General features: G+C 49.6%; 16 protein-coding genes. 12 read left to right on the plus strand and 4 right to left on the minus strand.

Going from position 1 to position 18,256, the window contains the following annotated elements; genetic code table 11:
* The first annotated feature begins 122 nt into the window (after positions 1–122).
* From DWY25_RS07755 to cls, 4 genes are all read left to right on the plus strand, one after another.
* Positions 123–1,997, plus strand: a complete 1,875-nt coding sequence (locus DWY25_RS07755; RefSeq protein ID WP_117894760.1) for a beta-glucoside-specific PTS transporter subunit IIABC — start codon at positions 123–125, stop codon at positions 1,995–1,997.
* A complete protein-coding gene (locus DWY25_RS07760; protein ID WP_117894761.1) occupies positions 1,990–3,372 on the plus strand; it encodes a glycoside hydrolase family 1 protein in 1,383 nt (460 codons plus the stop codon). Before DWY25_RS07755 ends, DWY25_RS07760 begins: the two co-directional genes overlap by 8 nt.
* Before the next feature lie 12 nt (positions 3,373–3,384).
* Complete coding sequence (locus DWY25_RS07765; protein ID WP_117894762.1) at positions 3,385–4,218, plus strand: PRD domain-containing protein; 834 nt, start codon at positions 3,385–3,387, stop codon at positions 4,216–4,218.
* A gap of 282 nt (positions 4,219–4,500) precedes the next feature.
* Complete coding sequence (gene cls / locus DWY25_RS07770; protein ID WP_117894763.1) at positions 4,501–6,033, plus strand: cardiolipin synthase; 1,533 nt, start codon at positions 4,501–4,503, stop codon at positions 6,031–6,033.
* A 143-nt stretch (positions 6,034–6,176) separates the two neighbouring features.
* Here cls and DWY25_RS07775 read toward each other — a convergent pair whose 3' ends face one another.
* From DWY25_RS07775 to DWY25_RS07785, 3 genes are all read right to left on the minus strand, one after another.
* Entirely contained in the window at positions 6,177–6,611 is a 435-nt protein-coding gene (locus DWY25_RS07775; protein ID WP_244925949.1) for a pyridoxamine 5'-phosphate oxidase family protein, read from the minus strand.
* Positions 6,612–6,615: 4 nt separating this feature from the next.
* Positions 6,616–7,077 carry a MarR family winged helix-turn-helix transcriptional regulator gene (locus DWY25_RS07780; protein ID WP_181981747.1) on the minus strand — a complete coding sequence of 154 codons (462 nt, stop codon included), beginning with the start codon at positions 7,075–7,077 and terminating at the stop codon, positions 6,616–6,618.
* A gap of 131 nt (positions 7,078–7,208) precedes the next feature.
* Complete coding sequence (locus tag DWY25_RS07785; protein WP_181981748.1) at positions 7,209–7,688, minus strand: peptidoglycan-binding domain-containing protein; 480 nt, start codon at positions 7,686–7,688, stop codon at positions 7,209–7,211.
* Between the two features lie 148 nt (positions 7,689–7,836).
* Here DWY25_RS07785 and DWY25_RS07790 point away from each other — a divergent pair, with 148 nt between their 5' ends.
* The 8 genes from DWY25_RS07790 (at position 7,837) to DWY25_RS07825 (ending at position 17,070) form a co-directional block, all read left to right on the plus strand.
* Positions 7,837–8,820: a hypothetical protein gene (locus tag DWY25_RS07790; RefSeq protein ID WP_117894767.1), complete on the plus strand. Its 984-nt coding sequence runs from the start codon at positions 7,837–7,839 to the stop codon at positions 8,818–8,820.
* A complete protein-coding gene (locus DWY25_RS07795) occupies positions 8,813–9,139 on the plus strand; it encodes a hypothetical protein (protein ID WP_117894768.1) in 327 nt (108 codons plus the stop codon). Before DWY25_RS07790 ends, DWY25_RS07795 begins: the two co-directional genes overlap by 8 nt.
* Before the next feature lie 104 nt (positions 9,140–9,243).
* Positions 9,244–10,140: a hypothetical protein gene (locus tag DWY25_RS07800; protein ID WP_117894769.1), complete on the plus strand. Its 897-nt coding sequence runs from the start codon at positions 9,244–9,246 to the stop codon at positions 10,138–10,140.
* A gap of 134 nt (positions 10,141–10,274) precedes the next feature.
* Entirely contained in the window at positions 10,275–11,129 is an 855-nt protein-coding gene (locus DWY25_RS07805) for a hypothetical protein (RefSeq protein ID WP_147336675.1), read from the plus strand.
* 249 nt (positions 11,130–11,378) lie between these two features.
* Entirely contained in the window at positions 11,379–11,804 is a 426-nt protein-coding gene (locus DWY25_RS07810; protein ID WP_117894771.1) for a MarR family winged helix-turn-helix transcriptional regulator, read from the plus strand.
* 23 nt (positions 11,805–11,827) lie between these two features.
* Positions 11,828–13,567, plus strand: a complete 1,740-nt coding sequence (locus tag DWY25_RS07815; protein WP_117894772.1) for an ABC transporter ATP-binding protein — start codon at positions 11,828–11,830, stop codon at positions 13,565–13,567.
* The gene (locus DWY25_RS07820) at positions 13,548–15,446 is read left to right on the plus strand and encodes an ABC transporter ATP-binding protein (RefSeq protein WP_117894773.1); all 1,899 of its coding nucleotides are present in this window, start codon (positions 13,548–13,550) and stop codon (positions 15,444–15,446) included. Before DWY25_RS07815 ends, DWY25_RS07820 begins: the two co-directional genes overlap by 20 nt.
* A 274-nt stretch (positions 15,447–15,720) precedes the next feature.
* Entirely contained in the window at positions 15,721–17,070 is a 1,350-nt protein-coding gene (locus DWY25_RS07825; protein WP_420809868.1) for an MATE family efflux transporter, read from the plus strand.
* Between the two features lie 415 nt (positions 17,071–17,485).
* On the opposite strand, the gene DWY25_RS07830 is transcribed toward DWY25_RS07825, so the two are convergent.
* A complete protein-coding gene (locus DWY25_RS07830) occupies positions 17,486–18,169 on the minus strand; it encodes a helix-turn-helix domain-containing protein (protein ID WP_117894774.1) in 684 nt (227 codons plus the stop codon).
* Between the last annotated feature and the right edge of the window lie 87 nt (positions 18,170–18,256).

An 18,256-nucleotide genomic window follows, 5' to 3' on the forward strand; every position in this document is an offset into this window, starting at 1 on the left:
TCGGACTGTGCTACTATTAGATTAGTTTTAAGGCATGTTACTGATTTCGTTCAGGCAAGACCTAATAAAAAACATTCGTTTTTTGTTGGGTCTTTTTTCATGCCTTAGAGAGGAGGAGTGAGATGAAGTATGCGGAACTGGCTCAGAAAATTGTTGAACTTCTGGGCGGCAAAAGCAACATTCGACAAGCAACACACTGCGCGACGCGACTGCGTTTCATCGTGAAGGAGGAATCAGCCATCCAGGAACAGGCGCTGAGGCAGCTTCCGGGAGTGCTGGAAGTGAATCAACGGATGGGTGAAATTCAGGTGGTCATTGGCAATGAGGTTCAGAATGTCTACTACGCTGTAAACAAGCTTGTCGGGGATTCGGAATCAACGACGGTGAAGGAAAAGAAGGGAAACGGGCTGTCCCGGATCATCGATACGATCGCCGGAATTTTTACCCCGATTTTACCAGCGCTGTGCGGCTGCGCGATGCTGCAGGCCGTGCTTGTGATTCTCACAACGTTGAACTGGGTGGCGACGGATTCGACGACTTATCAGATCATTAACTACTGCTCCAATGTCATTTTCTATTTTCTGCCGATGTTGCTGGCTTTTACCTCGGCGAAGAAATTCAACTGCAATCCGTATGTCGCCGTGATTTTAGCCGGCTGTCTTCTGCATCCGGACTTCATTGCGATGACCAGTGCGGGAACGCCGATCACGTTATTCGGTCTGCCGGTAACAGCGGCATCTTATTCATCGTCCGTGCTGCCGATTATCATCGCGGTCTGGATTATGTCGTATGTTGAGCGCTTTGCTGACCGGGTTACACCATCGTTTGTAAAATACTTTATCAAACCGCTGATCACGCTTCTGATCATGATCCCGTTAACGTTGGTGATCATCGGTCCGGCCGGGGCGATCGGAGGTAATTATCTGGCGATGTTGGTAGCCTGGCTGCAGGAACAGGCGGGCTGGCTGGTCACAATTATCATGTCTGTGATCGCACCGCTGATCGTCATCACAGGCATGCACTACGCTTTGTTCCCGCTGGTTTTCCAGTCGCTGGCTTCACTGGGGTATGTCGTGCTGATGGGCGTTACCGGCCTGGCGACCAATTTAGGCCAGGGCGGCGCTTGTTTTGCGGTCGCCCTGAAGACCCGAAATAAGGAATTCCGGCAGCTTGCGGTTTCCGCCGGATTAACGGCATGCTTTGGCATTTCTGAACCGGCGCTGTACGGTGTAACGCTGAAATTAAAGCGTCCGTTCTGGGCTGTGCTGGCCTCTGGACTGACCGGCGGCATTGTCGCAGTGGTCACCAGCTTAAAGGCGTATACTTTTTTAAGTCCGGGTCTGATGGCTTTTCCGGGATTCATTGCCGGCGGAACGTCCAATATGCTCGCATTCCTTGCCTGCTGCATCGTTTCGTTTGCGACAGCCTTTATCCTGACCTGGATGCTTGGCTTTGAAGATGTGATTGAAAATTCAGCGTCCTCAGAGGAAATGCCGGCGCCAGCGACTTCTTCAAACGTTATGTCCGCAGTGGAAGAAACAATTTTAACTCCGGTTTCGGGTCAGGTCGTGAAGTTAAGCACCGTTCAGGATAAAATATTTTCCGAAGAAATTCTGGGGCCAGGACTGGCAATTCAGCCGCAGGACGGCCAGGTTTATGCACCGGCTGACGGAACGATCACCGCTTTATTTGAAACCCGCCATGCGATTGGAATCACCACGGAGACTGGGTTAGAAATTCTGATTCATCTGGGATTGGATACCGTGAATTTGAAAGGCGAAGGTTTTGAGAATAAGGTGGCCAAGGGGGAGAAAGTGAAAGCCGGCCAATTATTGGCAACCATGGATCTGGCACGCTTAACCACTTTAGGTTATGATATGATTACACCCGTTGTCATCACCAATGGCGAGCAGGCGCAGATTGAGCGTCTGGCGAATGAGAAGGCCCAGGCTCAAACGCCGCTGTTTCGTGTGAAAAGAGGGGGATCGAATGCCTGAATCAAGAATGCTGTGGGGAGCTGCGTTGTCAGCTTCGCAATGTGAAGGCGCGTATGCGGAGGACGACAAGGGCTTGTCGATCAGCGACACTGTGCCCTCCGGCCGGCGTGATCTGACAAAACGATATCCCAAGCCGGATTCGCAGCATTATTATCCGACACATAAAGCGGTTGATTTCTATCATCGCTATCCGGAAGATATTGAGCTGATGGCGCAATGCGGTCTGGAATGTCTGCGCTTTTCCTTTGCCTGGTCGCGCTTTTTTCCGCAGGGCGATGAGCTGCAGCCCAATCCGCTGGCAGTTCAGCATTATGATGATCTGATCGACCGGCTGCTTGCGAAAAAGATTGTGCCGATCGTTACGATGAGCCATTTGGAAATTCCTTTTGCGCTGACGGAAAAGTATGGCGGATGGGAAAATAAAGAATTCATCCGCTGCTTCTTACGATACAGCCAGTTTTTGCTTGATCATTACGGCGACCGGGTCAAATATTGGATTACCTTTAACGAGATGAACATGCTGCTGTATTTTCCCTGCACTCTGGGAGTTGGGGTCGATCTGACGGAGAAACCGGAACAAGCCAAGCTGCAGGCGCTGCACAATATGCTGACTGCGGGAGCCTGGACCGTCGAGTACGCACACGCGTTGAATCAGGAAATCCAGATCGGAGCAATGATTGCCTATTCGCCGATTTATCCGGTTGATTGCCGACCGGAGAATGTGGCGTATGCTTATGCATTGGAACGCAACGCGCTTTCCGTAGCGGATGTTCTGGTCCGGGGAAAATATCCGGGTACTTTCGAGCGATTCGTGCGGGAGCGCGGGTTGACGCTGGACAGAATGCCGGAAGAGCTGAAGCTGTTGGCGAAGAACACCGTTGATTTTCTTGCCACCTCCTATTATTGCAGCAACGCAGCCAGTGTGGATTCCACTGCGGAAAAAAGCAGCGGCAATCTCTTTGGCGGAGCGCGTAATCCCTATCTGGAAGTCAGCGAATGGGGATGGCAAATCGATCCTTTGGGATTGCGATACGCTCTGAATTATCTTTATGACCGCTATCAGATTCCACTGATGATTGTTGAAAATGGTTTGGGCGCCCGTGATCAGATTGTAAATGGAAAAATTGAAGACGACTACCGGATCGCTTATCTGAACGCTCATCTGCAAATGGTAAAAGAAGCAGAAGCGGATGGCGTTGAGCTTCTGGCTTATACGATGTGGAGCTTTCTGGATCAGGTGTCCGCCTCCAGCGGCCAGATGTCGAAGCGCTATGGTCTGGTGTATTGTGATGTGGATGACGAAGGCAGGGGAACGTTTGAAAGAATCCCGAAAAAATCATTTTACTGGATGCAGGATCAGCTCAAAAACAGATAGGAGGTGAACTCCATGAAGATCGTGAAGCTTTTAAATTCCAGCGTTGTTTGGGCGCAGGAACAGGAAAAAGAGTATATTCTGTTCGGCCGGGGACTGGGCTACAATCATAAGAAGGGCGATGAAGTCGACCCGCGGGAGATTGAACGGGTTTTCATTCCCCAGGATCAGACACGAACCGGACAATATGCTGAATTGCTGGAACAAGCAGACAGCCGGATCATCGACATTGCCGGACAAATTGCCAGAATGGCGCAAATACAGCTGAAATGTGAGCTGAGTCCCTACCTGCCGATTGCGTTGATCGATCATCTGCAATTCACCCTGCAGCGATGGGAAAAGGGAATTCATCTGCAAAATAAGCTGTTGTTTGAAGTGCAGCGGATTTATCCGGAAGAATTCGCGATCGGCGAACAGGGGCGAAAACTTTTAAATGAAGCGTTGGGGCAGGAGTTTCCTCTGGATGAAGCAGGAAATATTGCGTTTCATATTGTGAATGCCCGGAATCAGGAACAGGATTCCTCGTCAGGTTTTCAAATTGTGGAAATGATCAAGGATATTTTGAATATCTGTCAATATCATTTTCATACGGAGGTCGACGTCGGCAGCCTGGCTTATTCCCGGCTGATCATCCATTTGGAATTTTTCGCAAAACGGATTTTGCGCAAGGAACTGCTGGCAGACTCGGATCTGAGTCTGCTGGGGATGATTCAAAAGCAATGCCGACAGGAATATCAATGTGCGGAAAAAATTAAAAAATATATACGAGCCGGTTATGGGATGGAGTTAAGTGAGGAAGAAATGTTATATCTGACCGTTCACTTACACCGGGTCTTGCATCCACGCTGATGAAAAACGGAACTTGTCGCTGGGAGAACGCAGTGGGAAGCTCCGTTTTTTTCTTTGCGATCGCGGCGTTCTGAATCATGAAGCGGCTGAGGAAGGATAATATTACTTCTTTTAAAGAATACATCAGGTAAAACGAGGCCGGAAAATTGGAAGTGTTTTATACTCAAAACTGGTAAAAAGAGAGCTGAATGGGATTTCTCACAAGGATCCGATGTTTTTCCCTTGAACGCTTGGTATAATAAAAACAACGAAAGAGTTATCTAGGAAAGAAGGGACTTCGCGATGATTCGGAAATTTTTGCATTTTTTGACCAGCCGCTTGGTGGTCACTGCCCTTTTAATCGCCGCGCAGGCTGTGCTGCTGTTTATGATTATTCTCAAAATGAGTAATTATTTTATCTATTTTTATGCCTTCTGCATCCTGCTCAGCTTGTTTCTGCTCGTTTATCTCGTCAATAACGACGGATCGCCGAGCTTAAAAATCCCATGGATTATTTTAATGCTGATCCTGCCGATTCTGGGCGGTATCGCCTATGTTTGCTTTGGCCGCACGCCGGTCCGCAAGGAGGAGAAAGCGCGTATGGATGAGCTGGTTCAGCGCGGCTTAAAGGCGGCCGCTAAGCTTGATGACGCCGGGGAGTGTTTGAAACAGGAAGCACCGCAGTTTGCCGGACAGTCCCATTATATCGAGTGGGCCAACCAGCGTAAGCCCTACACGAATACAGAATGTGTTTATCTGCCGTTAGGCGAAGTGATGTTTGAGCGGCTGTGCGAGGAGCTGAAGAAGGCCCGTCATTTTATCTTTATGGAATATTTCATCGTTGAAGAAGGCACGATGTGGAATACAATTCTGGAAATTCTTCAGGAAAAGGTGAAGGCTGGAGTTGAAGTGCGGATGATGTATGATGATTTAGGCTGCATCATGACGCTGCCGGATCATTACGATCAGAAGCTGGAAGCGATGGGGATCAAGACGGTCGTGTTCAACCGGTTTACCGCCCATCTGACCGTTTCCCATAACAACCGCGATCATCGTAAAATCACGGTCATCGACGGGAATGTCGGTTTTAACGGCGGCATCAATCTTGCTGACGAATACATCAACGCTTATGCCAAGCACGGTCACTGGAAGGATTCCGCGGTGATGCTGAAAGGGGAAGGCGTTGTCAATTTGACGATGATGTTCCTGGAAGCCTGGAATTTTTACCGCAATGAGGATCCGGATTTCTCCCGTTATCTGCCGGAGTCAAAGATCCGGCCAGGCTGCGGCTATGTCCAATCCTACACCGATATTCCGCTCGATCATGAGATGACCGGCGAAACCGTATATATGAACATTCTGAATCAGGCGCAGGATTATGTGTGGATGACCTCGCCTTATTTGATCATTGATCATGAGCTGCTGACGGCGCTGATGATGGCGGCGAAGCGGGGTGTTGATGTTCGGCTGATTACGCCGCATATTCCTGACAAATGGTATGTTCATCTGATCACCCAATCCACTTATCCTTCGCTGGTGCAGGCGGGAGTTAAAATTTATGAATACACACCGGGCTTTATTCACGCGAAGACGTTTGTTTCCGACGATCAGGTCGGCGTTGTCGGAACCATCAACTTGGATTACCGTTCTTTAGTTCATCATTATGAATGTGCGACCTGGATGCTGAGAACGCAGGCGGTCAGTCAGCTGCATGATGATTTCCTGGCCACACAGGCAGTTTCCCAGCCCATTACCCTCGCCGACTGCCGCCAGTTTCAGCCGCTGCTCAAGCGTTGGATCGTCAATGTGATCAAGCTCTTTGCGCCGCTGATGTAGCTCAAGCTGAATATCCAGAAACAAGCAAAACAAAAAGCGCCTGATTCTCACTCAGTTCAAGTGGAAACAGACGTTTTTTTGATAAGCACCTGATCCGTATGCGTTTTCTGCGCGGAACAGACTGTCATTTTAGCTTGGAAACGTTATTGATCGGTGTCGGTCAGCTGAAGATCTTCAGTTTTACCCTCGCTGTAAAAACGGCCTCCGGTTACAGTGAACTTGAGAACACAGTAATCCGGATCGTCGACACCCAATGGATAATACATCGTGTCCGTCGGCAGCCAGATCGACGCTTTGGCGTCATGATCGGTCAGAACCTCCATCGTGCCCTTCAGATGGATGCCGACATATTTCTGTTTGCCCTGCTTGTAAAAATACACGCCGGCTTTGGGATTGCCGCGAAAGACTTCGACCTTCTGGGAAGAGGTGTTGGTGGAAAAATAGAACACAGTGCGTCCGTCAATCCGCCGCGGGGAGAACATGGCTTTCTGACTAGGAAACCCTTCGGCGTCGACGCCGGTCACGACGGCGACCTTCTGCGCTCGAATAAAGCGGATGATTTCATCTTGACTCATCATTGTCTTAACCCTCATTGTTTTCTTGATTTTGCTCGGCCTGGCGCAGCGTCGTCAGGATCCGCTGAAGATAAGCTTCAAACTGATCTTTTTCGGTTTCGCTGAAACCGGTATAGAACAGAACGTTCATACGTTGGGAAACGGCGTTGTATTTCTGTTGGAGCGAAACGGCGTAATCGGTCAGCGTAATCAATGTTTGACGACGATTGTCAGGGTTGCTTTCCCGCCGCACGATGCCGTGCGCGACCATCGTATCGATCATGATCGATACGGTATTCTTCGCCAGCGAAGTCCGCTGACTGATTTCGCTGATCGTACAGGGCGACTGCTTCCACAGCACGAATAAAATTCGGCCCTGACCGCCGCTGATCTTCAAGCCTTGCTCGCTTAAAAAGCGTTCAAAGATCCGGTCCTGAAGCTGTTTAATCTGCGTGATGTAAAAACCGCCTAGTGTTTCGATGGAGATCACCTCGAGGAATTCCTGCGTATGTTCTATATAGAACTATTATTATGATAATCCATTCCCAGCTGGACGTCAAGCCTGAAATCATAATGAAAAGGCCTGAAGTTCAGACCTTTTCGAGAGATATCACTTACCGTTTACTGCAAACGATTGATAATCCGATCCCAGGTGTTGTTGCCGATGATACCGTCCACGTTCAAGCCATTTAACGCCTGGAAGGTTTCCACGGCGCGCTTGGTGTTCTGGCCGAAGTTGCCGTCGACGACTAAGCGGGGATTAGGGGCGATCAGCTCGTTTAAATACTGCTGGAATTTCTGGACGCCCAGGCCGATGTTGCCGACCCGCAGCGTCCGCGTTGATTTATTACGCTCCATTGCCGGACTCGGCAGATTTTTGAATTCCTGGATAATCTTGTCCCAGGTCGCCTGACCGATGATGCCGTCAACATTCAGATGGTAGACATACTGGAAAACAGCGACCGCAAATTCAGTCTTCTGTCCATAAATGCCATCCTCCTCCATCGGCGTCAGATTCGGCGCTGCCAAGATCTGGTTGATATAATACTGCATCTTTTTGACGTCGATGCCGTTGCTGCCCAGCTGTAATGTGTAAGCCATTCTGCATTCCTCCTTTCCCTGTATGCTATGCATTCACCGAGAGGCCGGCTAGGCGGGAAAATAACAGAGAACAAACTGGTTAATGAATTTTGTCTTTTTCGCCGTGCGTGTTGATTTTCCTGTATAATGGAGAAAAGGAGTTACGTTTATGAAGAATGGGAAGGCTCTGATAGTTGGAGCGATCGGTCACTTCCTGGTCGACTTTGCCTGTGCGACGTTTTTGCTGCGGCATAATGGGGAAACGATCTGGTGGATGGAGCTGCTGATCTTTTATAATTTCTGTGCGTTTGCACTGCAGATGCCGATGGGAATTCTGGTAGACCGCTGGCCGGCATTTCCCTGGGCGGCGTGCGGCGTGCTTTTGTGCGCTGCCGGGGCGCTGCCGCTGCCGTTAGCGGCGCTGGGACTGATTTTAGGACTTGGCAATGCGGCGTATCATCTGGGGATCGGAAAACCGCTGATGGATGCGGAGCCTGGCAGCGCTGCCTTGGGAATCTTTGTCGCACCGGGAGCGCTGGGCATCACGCTGGGGACGCTGGTAGCCAGGCTGGATTCAGTAATGGTTCTGCCGCTGACTCTGTTCTTGATCCTGCTGGCCCTTGTCGTTAATCGTCTGCCGTGGAAGCCGCAGGAGCGTCAGGAGGAAGTTAATAGTTCCTTCTCTTTAATCAGTTCGGTCTGTTTGTTTCTCGTCGTGATATTGCGGTCTTTTGCCGGCTTTACCTGGCCGCTGCCGTGGAAAGTCCAGGCGCTGATCCCACTGACGCTGGCTGCCGCGGGTGGAAAAGCGGCAGGCGGAATTGCGGCCGACCTCTGGGGGCTGGAGAAAACGGCGCGGGTTTCGCTGGGATTGAGTTTTTTCTGCTTTTGGATTTCTAATGGGATGATTACCGGACTGGCGGGCGTATTTTTATTCAATATGACGATGCCATTATGCTTGAAACAGATGCACCGGCAGTTTCCGCAACATGCCGGCTTTGCGTTTGGGTTTTTAACGTTTGCGCTGTTTCTTGGGTTTGTGCCGGTGATCCTGGGCATCACGGCAGTAACGAAAGCGCAGATGCTGATCTTGATCGCGCTGTCCTGGCTGGTTCTGTGCCTGGCTTTTCGATGGGGGCATAATCATGCTTAGCTCGTTGGTCTTGTCGCTGATCATGACCTGGCTGCTGGAGCTGGCCTTCGCGTTTCTGCTTGGGATTCGGCGCAGCAAGGATTTGTTTCTGATTCTGCTGGTCAATCTGATTACTAATCCAGCGGTCGTTTATCTGGCGCTGACATTCCGGTATTCCCTGCCTTCGTGGTTTCTGATTCCGCTGCTGGAAAGTCTGGCAGTCGCAGTAGAGGCGCTGTATTACCGCAGCTATGCGCTGACAATCCGCCATCCCTGGCTGTTCTCATTGGCGGCTAACGGGTTCTCATACGGCATCGGCTGGCTGCTTCAACATGGATGACCTTTCACACTTTCAAGAAGGCAAGTTTGAAGATTGTGGAATTTCTGATCAAAAGAATCAAGATCATTTGCTTCATATGAGGAATATTGCAGAGAGGAGAAATTATGAAAAGAAAAAGAGAATGGACGATCATCGAAATCATCAGCGCATTGCTCCTGTTTGTGGGAGTGCTGACGCCGGTGAGGGCCGATGTGATCGTGGAACCGCAAGATCCTTTCTATAAAGAACATGCCGAGGAGTGTACGTATGTCGGCCAATATTACCGCGTGATCGCCGCCAAAGGCGCACAGCTTTACACTGCTCCGCAGTCTGCCGAAATTCTGGGACAGGTGCCGCTGGGGAAAGAAATCTGGATTGACTTTACGTATGTTGAGGAAGACGGCGACTCCTGGGGCGTTCAGGCGCTGAAGGGAGAGCTGGCCGATTCTTCAGTCTGGCTGAACATGGCGGATCTTCAGGTCGAAATGAATGATGCGATTTTCTTTAAGGAACATCAGGCGGAAATAGAACAGATTGACGAGGTGTTTACGCCGGAAGCCTTTTCCGGCTATTTATGCTTCTATGAGTATCCCGGTGCGGACAGCGTATACGAATATACGGATGCAGAAAGTTTGCTGGAAGAACCTGTGACCGTAAATGCGTCATTTACGACGGCTACGGGCGAGATCTGGCTGCATACACCTTATTATTTCGGACATCAGGGCTGGTTTCAGCGCGATCAGCCTGTTGTGGAACAAGCGCCGCTTCTGAATTATCAGCGCGGTCATATTCTCGCCGCTGAAGACGGCACGCTTCAAGCTGCTCCTCCATTGACGCCGCAGCCGGTCGTTGTCCTCACGCCGGAGACGAACCGAACCGACATGCCGGAAGAACGCGGCTCAGTCCGCCAATATATCGCGTTCTCTTTCTCAAGAGACGGTTTGATCGGCAGTCTGGTGCTCCTTGTGATTGCGGTGACCAGCGGTTTGATCGCCGTTTTCTGGAAAAAACCAAAACGCTAACCAGTGGACTAAGGGGTGATGTACGGTGGCGGGCGATGATCGCGAAGAAAAAAAGCTCGTGAATAAGGCCAAAGACGCGAAGACGAAGGGGAAAAGAAGTCTGGAAGAACGTGAAAAAACAGGAGGGGATCAGCGTGAGAAAATTTTTAAAGAGGACGATAGCGGCGATGCTGCTTATGGGCAGTACGGCGACTCTGCATGCGGACTTAATCGTCTGCCCGGAGGATGATTTTTTTAAGGAACATGAAGAGGAATGCGAGTACGCCGGGCAGCTTTACACGGCAGCTGGCGATGCCGGTTTCGTTTACGTTTTCTCCAGTCCGGTTTCCAACGAAATCGTCGGTGAAATTCCTAATGGCACAGACATCTGGATTGATTTCACTTATGAAACGGAAACGGGTGTTTTGTGGGGCGTGCAGACACCGAAAAAAAATCTGAGTCTGGGGCAGTGGATGAATCTGACGGAATTTGAAATCACAAAGACAGGCGAGGATTTTGAGCGGGAACATCAGGCGTCACTGGAACCGATTGAGAGAACCTATACTTTTGGCGAACAGCGCGGATACCTGACGTTATGGGCATATCCGGGATCAGATCAGATTCATAATCAAATCAACAGCCAAGACGTAGAGCCGGGGGCGGTCATTCCGATGACTAGAAAATATACGGACGAGGCAGGTCAGGTCTGGTTTTATATTGAGGTTAATGAACGAATAAACGGTTGGATCCAGGAAGGTCAGGAGCTGACGCTTGTGAGGTTGAACAATTATTGGTATCTGGACCAGGGGACGTATGCCCCAGCGACGCCGACGCCTCAGCCAACCGTTCCGACGCCGCGGGTGCCGCTCGTTTCACCGTCATCCTCCGATGGTTCGGTGGCTCCTTATCTTAAGAAACAGCCGGAGCCCACGCTGATGATCGGCGTAGGAATTGCAGGGGTGATCGCCCTGACCGCGCTGGTCATCGTTCGATTTTGGAAAAAAAGGTAAATGCCGGCGAATAGAAATACATCCAGGAAGCCTCAGAAAATTCCGGACTTACCTCAGTTTTATCGGTTCGGTTAAAGCGAAGAAATCCCTTGGGAATATTCGCTTTTTTATTGCTTTTTTAAGCTTGCGAACGGAATTAGAAGGAGAAACTTTTCGTTAAATTTCACATAAAATTCACAACAAATAAGATTGACAAGTAAACAGATCAGAGTAAAATGTTAGTATCCTAACAAAAAAGAGAGTGATACGATGCAGCGAAGAATAGGGTATGAAATTCGTGAAATTCAACAAATGATTCATCAGAAAATGGAACAGTTTCGTCATGAGGATGGTTACGAGCTGACATTGGTGCAGACCCGCACGATCTGTTTTCTGATCGCCAATCAGGATCACGACGTCTTTCAGCGGGATCTGGAAAAGGAACTGCGTATCCGCCGGTCCACAGCCAGTGAAATTTTAAACGTTCTGGAACGCGACGACTATCTGCGCCGGATTCCCGCTTCGCATGACGCTCGGCTGAAAAAATTAGTTTTGACCGAAAAAGCGTTGATGGTGGATCATCAGATGAATGAGAATATCGACAGGATGGAAGCCCTGCTTTCCCGCTCGATTTCGCCAGAGGACCAGGAGCACTTTTTTTCTGTTTTGGATCAAATAAAAAAGAATTTAGAATAACGTGAAAGAGAAAGGAGAATGTTATGATTCAACGATTGCTTCAAGAAGTAAAAGAATATAAAAAAGCATCCTTGTTAGCACCGGCGCTGATGGTTGGCGAAGTGGTCATGGAGCTGATGCTTCCGTTTCTGATGTCCTTTATCATTGATTCCGGTGTCAATCAGGGAGATCTGGGCGCTGTTTTCAAGTATGGAGCGCTAATGCTGATCTGCGCGTTTTTGTCTCTGTTCTGCGGGATGCTGAGCGGCAAATACGCGGCGTATGCTTCGTCGGGATTTGTGAAGAATCTGCGCAAGGCGATGTTTGAGAATATCCAGAAATTCTCATTCGCCAACATCGACAAATACTCGACCTCCGGTCTGGTTACCCGCATGATGACCGACGCGACCAACGTTCAGAACTCCTATCAGATGATCCTGCGGATGTGCGTGCGCGCGCCGCTGATGCTGGTGGTGGCGATGTCGATGACGTTTATGATCAATGCCAAGCTGGCGATGATCTTCTTCTATGCGATGATTTTTCTGGGGATTATCCTGGGGTTCATCACGCTGAAGGCGCATCCGATGTTCCGCAGGACGTTCCGCAAATATGACGATCTGAATGCCAGCGTACAGGAGAATGTCACGAATATCCGCGTCGTCAAGGCGTATGTTAAGGAAACAGCGGAAACGAATAAATTTCAGGAAGCTGCCGGCAACCTAAAGAAGATGTTCATGAAAGCGGAAAACATCCTGGTTTTCAACAATCCGGTGATGCAGCTGACTATGTATTGCTGCATTCTGGCGCTGAGCTGGATGGGGGCGCAGATGATCGTGGGCAGTACGCTGACCACCGGCGAGCTGATGAGCCTGTTCACCTATACGATGAACATTCTGATGAGCTTAATGATGCTGTCGATGATCTTCGTCATGCTGAGCATGTCGATGGCCTCGGCTCAGCGGATCGCCGAGATCCTGGAGGAAAAGCCGAGTATTGTCAATCCGGAAAATCCGGTGATGACGGTCGCGGACGGTTCGATCGAATTTGATCACGTCGCATTCGGTTATTATACCGGGAAGGATAAATATGTTTTAGAAGATATCAATCTGAAAATTAAGGCGGGAGAAACGATTGGCATCCTGGGGCCGACCGGTTCCAGTAAGTCGACGCTGATGAGTCTGATCCCGCGGCTGTATGATGCCAGCGAGGGGACGGTTCGCGTCGGCGGGGTTGATGTTCGGGATTATGATCTGGATTCGCTGCGCAACAGCGTCGCGATGGTCCTGCAGAAAAATGTCCTGTTTTCCGGGACGATCAAGGATAACCTGCGCTGGGGCAACGAACAGGCCACAGATGAGGAAATGATCCATGCCTGCAAGCTGGCCTGTGCTGATGAATTCATCCAGCAATTTCCGGAGGGCTATGATACCCGGATTGAACAGGGCGGCACCAACGTGTCCGGGGGTCAGAAACAACGCTTATGTATCGCGCGGGCCTTGTTGAAAAATCCGAAGGTTCTGATCCTCGATGACAGTACCAGCGCCGTCGATACCCGCACGGACAGTATGATCCGCAAGGCGTTCCGGGAAGAAATTCCGAATACAACCAAATTGATCATCTCGCAGCGGATTTCCTCGATTGAAGACGCCGACCGCATTGTGGTGCTTAACGAAGGCCGGATCGAAGGCGTCGGAACGCACGCAGAGCTGCTGGCGAGCAACGCGATTTATCAGGAAGTCTATGAAACGCAGAAGAAAGGAGAGGATGAACATGAGCAGGCCTAGAAATGTGGGAACCAACGGTGAAAAGCTGAATACCCAAGTGCTGGGCCGGCTGATGAGCTATATCCTCAGCCGATATAAATTCCGCTATGTTATCGTTTTGATCTGCATCATTATTTCATCGCTGGCTTCGGTCGCGTCTTCAGTCTTTATGAAAACGCTGATCGACGGCTACATCACTCCGATGATTCAAAGCGCCAATCCGGATTTCACGCCGCTGTTTCAGGCATTAAGCATGATGGCATGCATTTACATGGCAGGCGTAGTGACTAAGCTGATTTCCCAGAAAGTTCTGATTGTCATTTCTCAGGGCACGATGAACAATCTGCGCAATGATCTGTTCAGCAATATGGAGAAGCTGCCGATTCAATACTTTGACACGCACGCGCATGGGGATATTATGAGTGTTTACACCAATGATATTGACACGCTGCGGCAGGTTATTTCCCAGAGCATTCCGGAATTTCTCTCTTCGCTGTTTACGATCGTTTCGGTGTTCTTCTCAATGATCGTTATGAGCGTGCCGCTGACGCTGGTCACGCTGATGATGGTCGTGGTCATGCAGTTTGCGCTGCAGAAGATCATGCGCAAGTCGGGCCGTTACTTCGGCGCACAGCAGCGGCAGCTGGGGAAGGAAAACGGATATATCGAAGAAATGATGGAAGGCGCGAAGGTCGTCAAGGTGTTCACGCATGAACAGAAGGCGATCGAGGAATTCAATCAGATCAACGACGAGCTGTGCGAAGCTTCTTACAAAGCAAATAAATATGCCAATATCCTGATGCCAATCGTCGGCAATCTCGGCAATATTTCCTACGTATTGTGTGCCTTCATCGGCGGTGTGCTGGCAGTCAACGGCATCAGCGGTCTGACGCTGGGCGGCCTGGCTTCCTTCCTGGCCTTGAACAAATCCTTTAACGGCCCGCTGAACCAGATTTCTCAGCAGCTGAACTCCGTCATCATGGCGATGGCCGGCGCGGAGCGGGTCTTCAAGCTGTTAGATGAACCGCATGAAGTCGATGACGGCCGCGTGACGCTGGTCAATGTGGATAAGGACGAATCCGGGCGGATGAGCGAATCGGAAACGACGACCGGACACTGGGCCTGGAAACATTGCCACGAAGACGACAGCGTTGATTATGTTGAGCTGACCGGCGACGTCCGGTTCCATGACGTCAGCTTTGGTTATGTCGAAGGCAAAACCGTGCTTCACGATATCGAATTGTTTGCCGAACCTGGACAGAAGCTGGCCTTTGTCGGCGCGACGGGTGCGGGGAAAACGACGATGACCAACCTGATCAATCGGTTTTATGATGTGCAGAAAGGCTCGATCACCTATGACGGGATCGACGTCAAGCTGATCCGCAAGGATGATCTGCGGCGGTCGCTGGGGATTGTTCTGCAGGATACGCATCTGTTTACCGGGACGATTGAAGATAATATTAAATATGCCCGTCCGGATGCGACGCATGAAGAAGTCGTCGCGGCGGCCAAGCTGGCGAACGCTCACTATTTCATTAAACATCTGGAAAAAGGCTATGACACCTGGCTGACCCGCGACGGTTCCTCACTTTCGCAGGGACAGCGGCAGCTGATCTCGATTGCCCGGGCCGCGTTGGCCAATCCGCCGGTGTTGATTCTGGATGAAGCGACATCTTCGATTGACTCGCGGACTGAAAAACTTGTTCAGGAAGGCATGGACAAGCTGATGAGCGGCCGGACGACCTTTGTTATCGCGCATCGCCTGAGTACGATCAAAAACTCCCACGCGATCATGGTTATGGATCACGGCCGGATTATTGAACGCGGCAATCATGAGCGCCTGCTGGAAAAGCATGGAATCTACTATCAGCTGTATACCGGCTTGATCGAAAACGACTGACAGACGGGTTACCCGTCTGTTTTTCCTGTTATCGACAGATTTCGCGAGTCATTCAAAAATTCTGAAATGAAATCGGAGAAGCAAGCATAAAAAACGATTAAAATCAGATCGTAAAGCTTTGAATCCGGAGCTTTGGGATGTTCATCCGATAAATTGCGGGAAAAACGTTAAACGTAAAAATAAGTTGACTTGAAGTGCAGTCCAGCTGGTATGATAAAGAAGCAAAGGAAGACAGAGGCAGGGAAAAAAGGAAAGTGGGAAAGAGGGGAACACAGTGACACAAGCCAATTCTAAAAATTTGATGACCGAAGGGATAATCTGGAAAAAGATTTTATTTTTCGCACTGCCGATTTTCTTCGGTAATTTATTTCAGCAGCTTTACAACACCGCCGATTCGCTGATTGTGGGCAATTTTCTGGGCAGCGAAGCGCTGGCGGCAGTCAGTTCTTCGGGAAATTTGATCTTTTTGCTCGTCGGTTTCTTCAACGGCATCGCGGTTGGCGCGGGGGTGGTGATCGCCCGTTATTATGGAGCCCGGAATGGCGAGCAGGTTCAGCTGGCGGTGCATACCACCGTGGCATTTGGATTAGCGGCCAGCGTGCTGATGACGGCTGTCGGCGTCATACTGGCGCCGCAAATTTTGATCTGGATGGGGACGCCGGCGGAAGTGCTGGGTCTGTCTACGGTCTATTTTCGGATCTATTTCGCAGGCTCTCTCGGTTTTATCATGTATAACATTTTTGTCGGGATTCTGCAGGCAGCCGGGGACAGCCGTCATCCGTTAGTGTATCTGGTTATTTCTTCACTGATCAATATTGTGCTCGATTTAGTCTTCGTTGCGGGAATGCATTGGGGGGTCGGCTCCGCGGCCTTCGCTACGATTTTGTCGCAATTTGTCAGCGCAGCCCTGTGTTTCAGACGCTTGCTGAAGGTACAGGACGTCTACCGCATCGAACCGAAAAAAATCCGCTTTGATCCACCGATGCTGAAGCTGATCATCCAATATGGGCTGCCTTCAGGGCTGCAGAACTCAATCATCGGCTTTGCCAACGTCGTCGTGCAAGCCAACATCAACGCTTTCGGTCAGATGGCGATGGCGGGGTGCGGCGCGTTCTCGAAAATCGAAGGTTTTGGTTTCCTGCCGATTACCAGCTTTACGATGGCGCTGACCACCTTTGTCGGCCAGAACCTGGGGGCGCGGGAACTGGAGCGGACGCGTAAAGGGGCGCGGTTCGGCATCTTATGTTCCATGGTGATCGCGGAAGGGATCGGGATCTTGATTTTCATTGGAGCACCGTGGCTGATCGCCGCGTTTAACCGTGATCCGCAGGTCATCGCCTATGGCACCGACCGTGCGCGGACATCCGCCTTGTTTTTCTTCCTGCTGGCGTTTTCCCATTGCATGGCGGCAATTCTGCGCGGAGCAGGTAAATCGACAGTGCCGATGCTGGTGATGCTGCTGACCTGGTGCGCGGCGCGGGTGACGTTCATCACGCTGATGGTGAAATGGGTAAATTCGATCCAGGTTGTTTTCTGGGCATATCCTCTGACTTGGTTGATGAGCTCTGTGATATTTTTCTATTATTACCGACATGTCGACTGGATGCATGCCTTCGATGCCTGATCCCGCTGCTCATAGAACTCATATCCTATTAATAATAACTTATAAGTAGGAAAAAGGAGGAATGAGTCAATCAGAGGGAAGCTTGGCTTAAAAAAGAAGAATTATCCATCCATTTAAAACTGGATTCGCAAGGCTTCATTCCAAGCTTTGCGAACCAGCTTTTTTATTTTCTGCTTCTCCAAGTCCGTAAAATAGAAATCCGGTTATTCCTTCATCTGCTGAAAAGCAAAATCGATCTGTCTGGCCGGATATTTTTTACTATCGTTTGAAGTAGGGTTTCAATCCAGGACATGATCAGGAATAAAGGATTCCTGGATAAACGGAATATGGAGTATGCTGTGTTCCACTGTGCCGTCACTTTGGTATTCTGTATACATTAGAATATTGCGATAAATCGAATCCACCGGCTTTAAGCCTAATACGCGCATTTGTGCCAAAGCTTTCTGTAGCGGATTCTCTTTGCTTTTTCCAACGCAAAGATGCTGTGATATTCAAAGAACTGACGACGGGGACAAAGCTGAACGCTGGAATTGATCGGTAGTTGGATTTGATCGGCCGCTTGCTGCGGTACAGAAAGTCCCCACACATAATCCTCCGGCTGATCCGCAGGGCAGCGCTGACAGGACTTAACGATAGGCATGTGCTGGATCCAGGCAGGCAGAATTTCATAAATAAATGGGTCTTCGACAAACCCGCGCACATCCACATGCGGCAGGAAATAAAAGGCGTCAGTTACTTTGATAAACCATTGATCCTGCCGCGTTTCCTCGCAAAAGGTTTTTAATTTTTCATATTCAGCGATAACTCCCTGCATAAAGATCAACTGTCGTTTCATTTGATCAATTTTGGGTTCCATCAACGTCAAAACTTGATCGGTAGAACTATGCCGGAAAATCTGCTCGATTTCTTTGACGGAAAAACCATAATTCTTATCTTTGATAATCTCTAAGACTGTCGAAGCGTTGCGCTGATCGTAATACCGATATTTGGCTTCTGTGATTTCATTGGGAATCAGAATTCCATTATTCTGATAATGTTTTAGAAACTCCTGGGTTACCCCGACTTTTTTGGAAAATTCTCCGATTTTGTATTTTTTCATTCTGCTGCACCCCTGTTATCCATGTGATTTTAAGTTCAATATACAGGGAAGCTCTGAAAAAAGCAATTACTAAATTATTCACAATCA

This window comes from Holdemania filiformis (assembly GCF_003459085.1).
GTDB lineage: Bacteria > Bacillota_I > Bacilli_A > Erysipelotrichales > Erysipelotrichaceae > Holdemania > Holdemania filiformis.

Excerpts from the sequence above, each read along its gene's own strand:
- DWY25_RS07795 (WP_117894768.1), top strand. The coding sequence starts at position 8,813 with ATGCTTAGCTCGTTGGTCTTGTCGCTGATCATGACCTGGCTGCTGGAG.
- DWY25_RS07755 (WP_117894760.1), top strand. The coding sequence starts at position 123 with ATGAAGTATGCGGAACTGGCTCAGAAAATTGTTGAACTTCTGGGCGGC.
- DWY25_RS07775 (WP_244925949.1), bottom strand. The coding sequence starts at position 6,611 with ATGATGAGTCAAGATGAAATCATCCGCTTTATTCGAGCGCAGAAGGTC.
- DWY25_RS07790 (WP_117894767.1), top strand. The coding sequence starts at position 7,837 with ATGAAGAATGGGAAGGCTCTGATAGTTGGAGCGATCGGTCACTTCCTG.
- DWY25_RS07820 (WP_117894773.1), top strand. The coding sequence starts at position 13,548 with ATGAACATGAGCAGGCCTAGAAATGTGGGAACCAACGGTGAAAAGCTG.
- DWY25_RS07760 (WP_117894761.1), top strand. The coding sequence starts at position 1,990 with ATGCCTGAATCAAGAATGCTGTGGGGAGCTGCGTTGTCAGCTTCGCAA.
- DWY25_RS07830 (WP_117894774.1), bottom strand. The coding sequence starts at position 18,169 with ATGAAAAAATACAAAATCGGAGAATTTTCCAAAAAAGTCGGGGTAACC.
- cls (WP_117894763.1), top strand. The coding sequence starts at position 4,501 with ATGATTCGGAAATTTTTGCATTTTTTGACCAGCCGCTTGGTGGTCACT.
- DWY25_RS07800 (WP_117894769.1), top strand. The coding sequence starts at position 9,244 with ATGAAAAGAAAAAGAGAATGGACGATCATCGAAATCATCAGCGCATTG.
- DWY25_RS07815 (WP_117894772.1), top strand. The coding sequence starts at position 11,828 with ATGATTCAACGATTGCTTCAAGAAGTAAAAGAATATAAAAAAGCATCC.
- DWY25_RS07810 (WP_117894771.1), top strand. The coding sequence starts at position 11,379 with ATGCAGCGAAGAATAGGGTATGAAATTCGTGAAATTCAACAAATGATT.
- DWY25_RS07765 (WP_117894762.1), top strand. The coding sequence starts at position 3,385 with ATGAAGATCGTGAAGCTTTTAAATTCCAGCGTTGTTTGGGCGCAGGAA.
- DWY25_RS07785 (WP_181981748.1), bottom strand. The coding sequence starts at position 7,688 with ATGGCTTACACATTACAGCTGGGCAGCAACGGCATCGACGTCAAAAAG.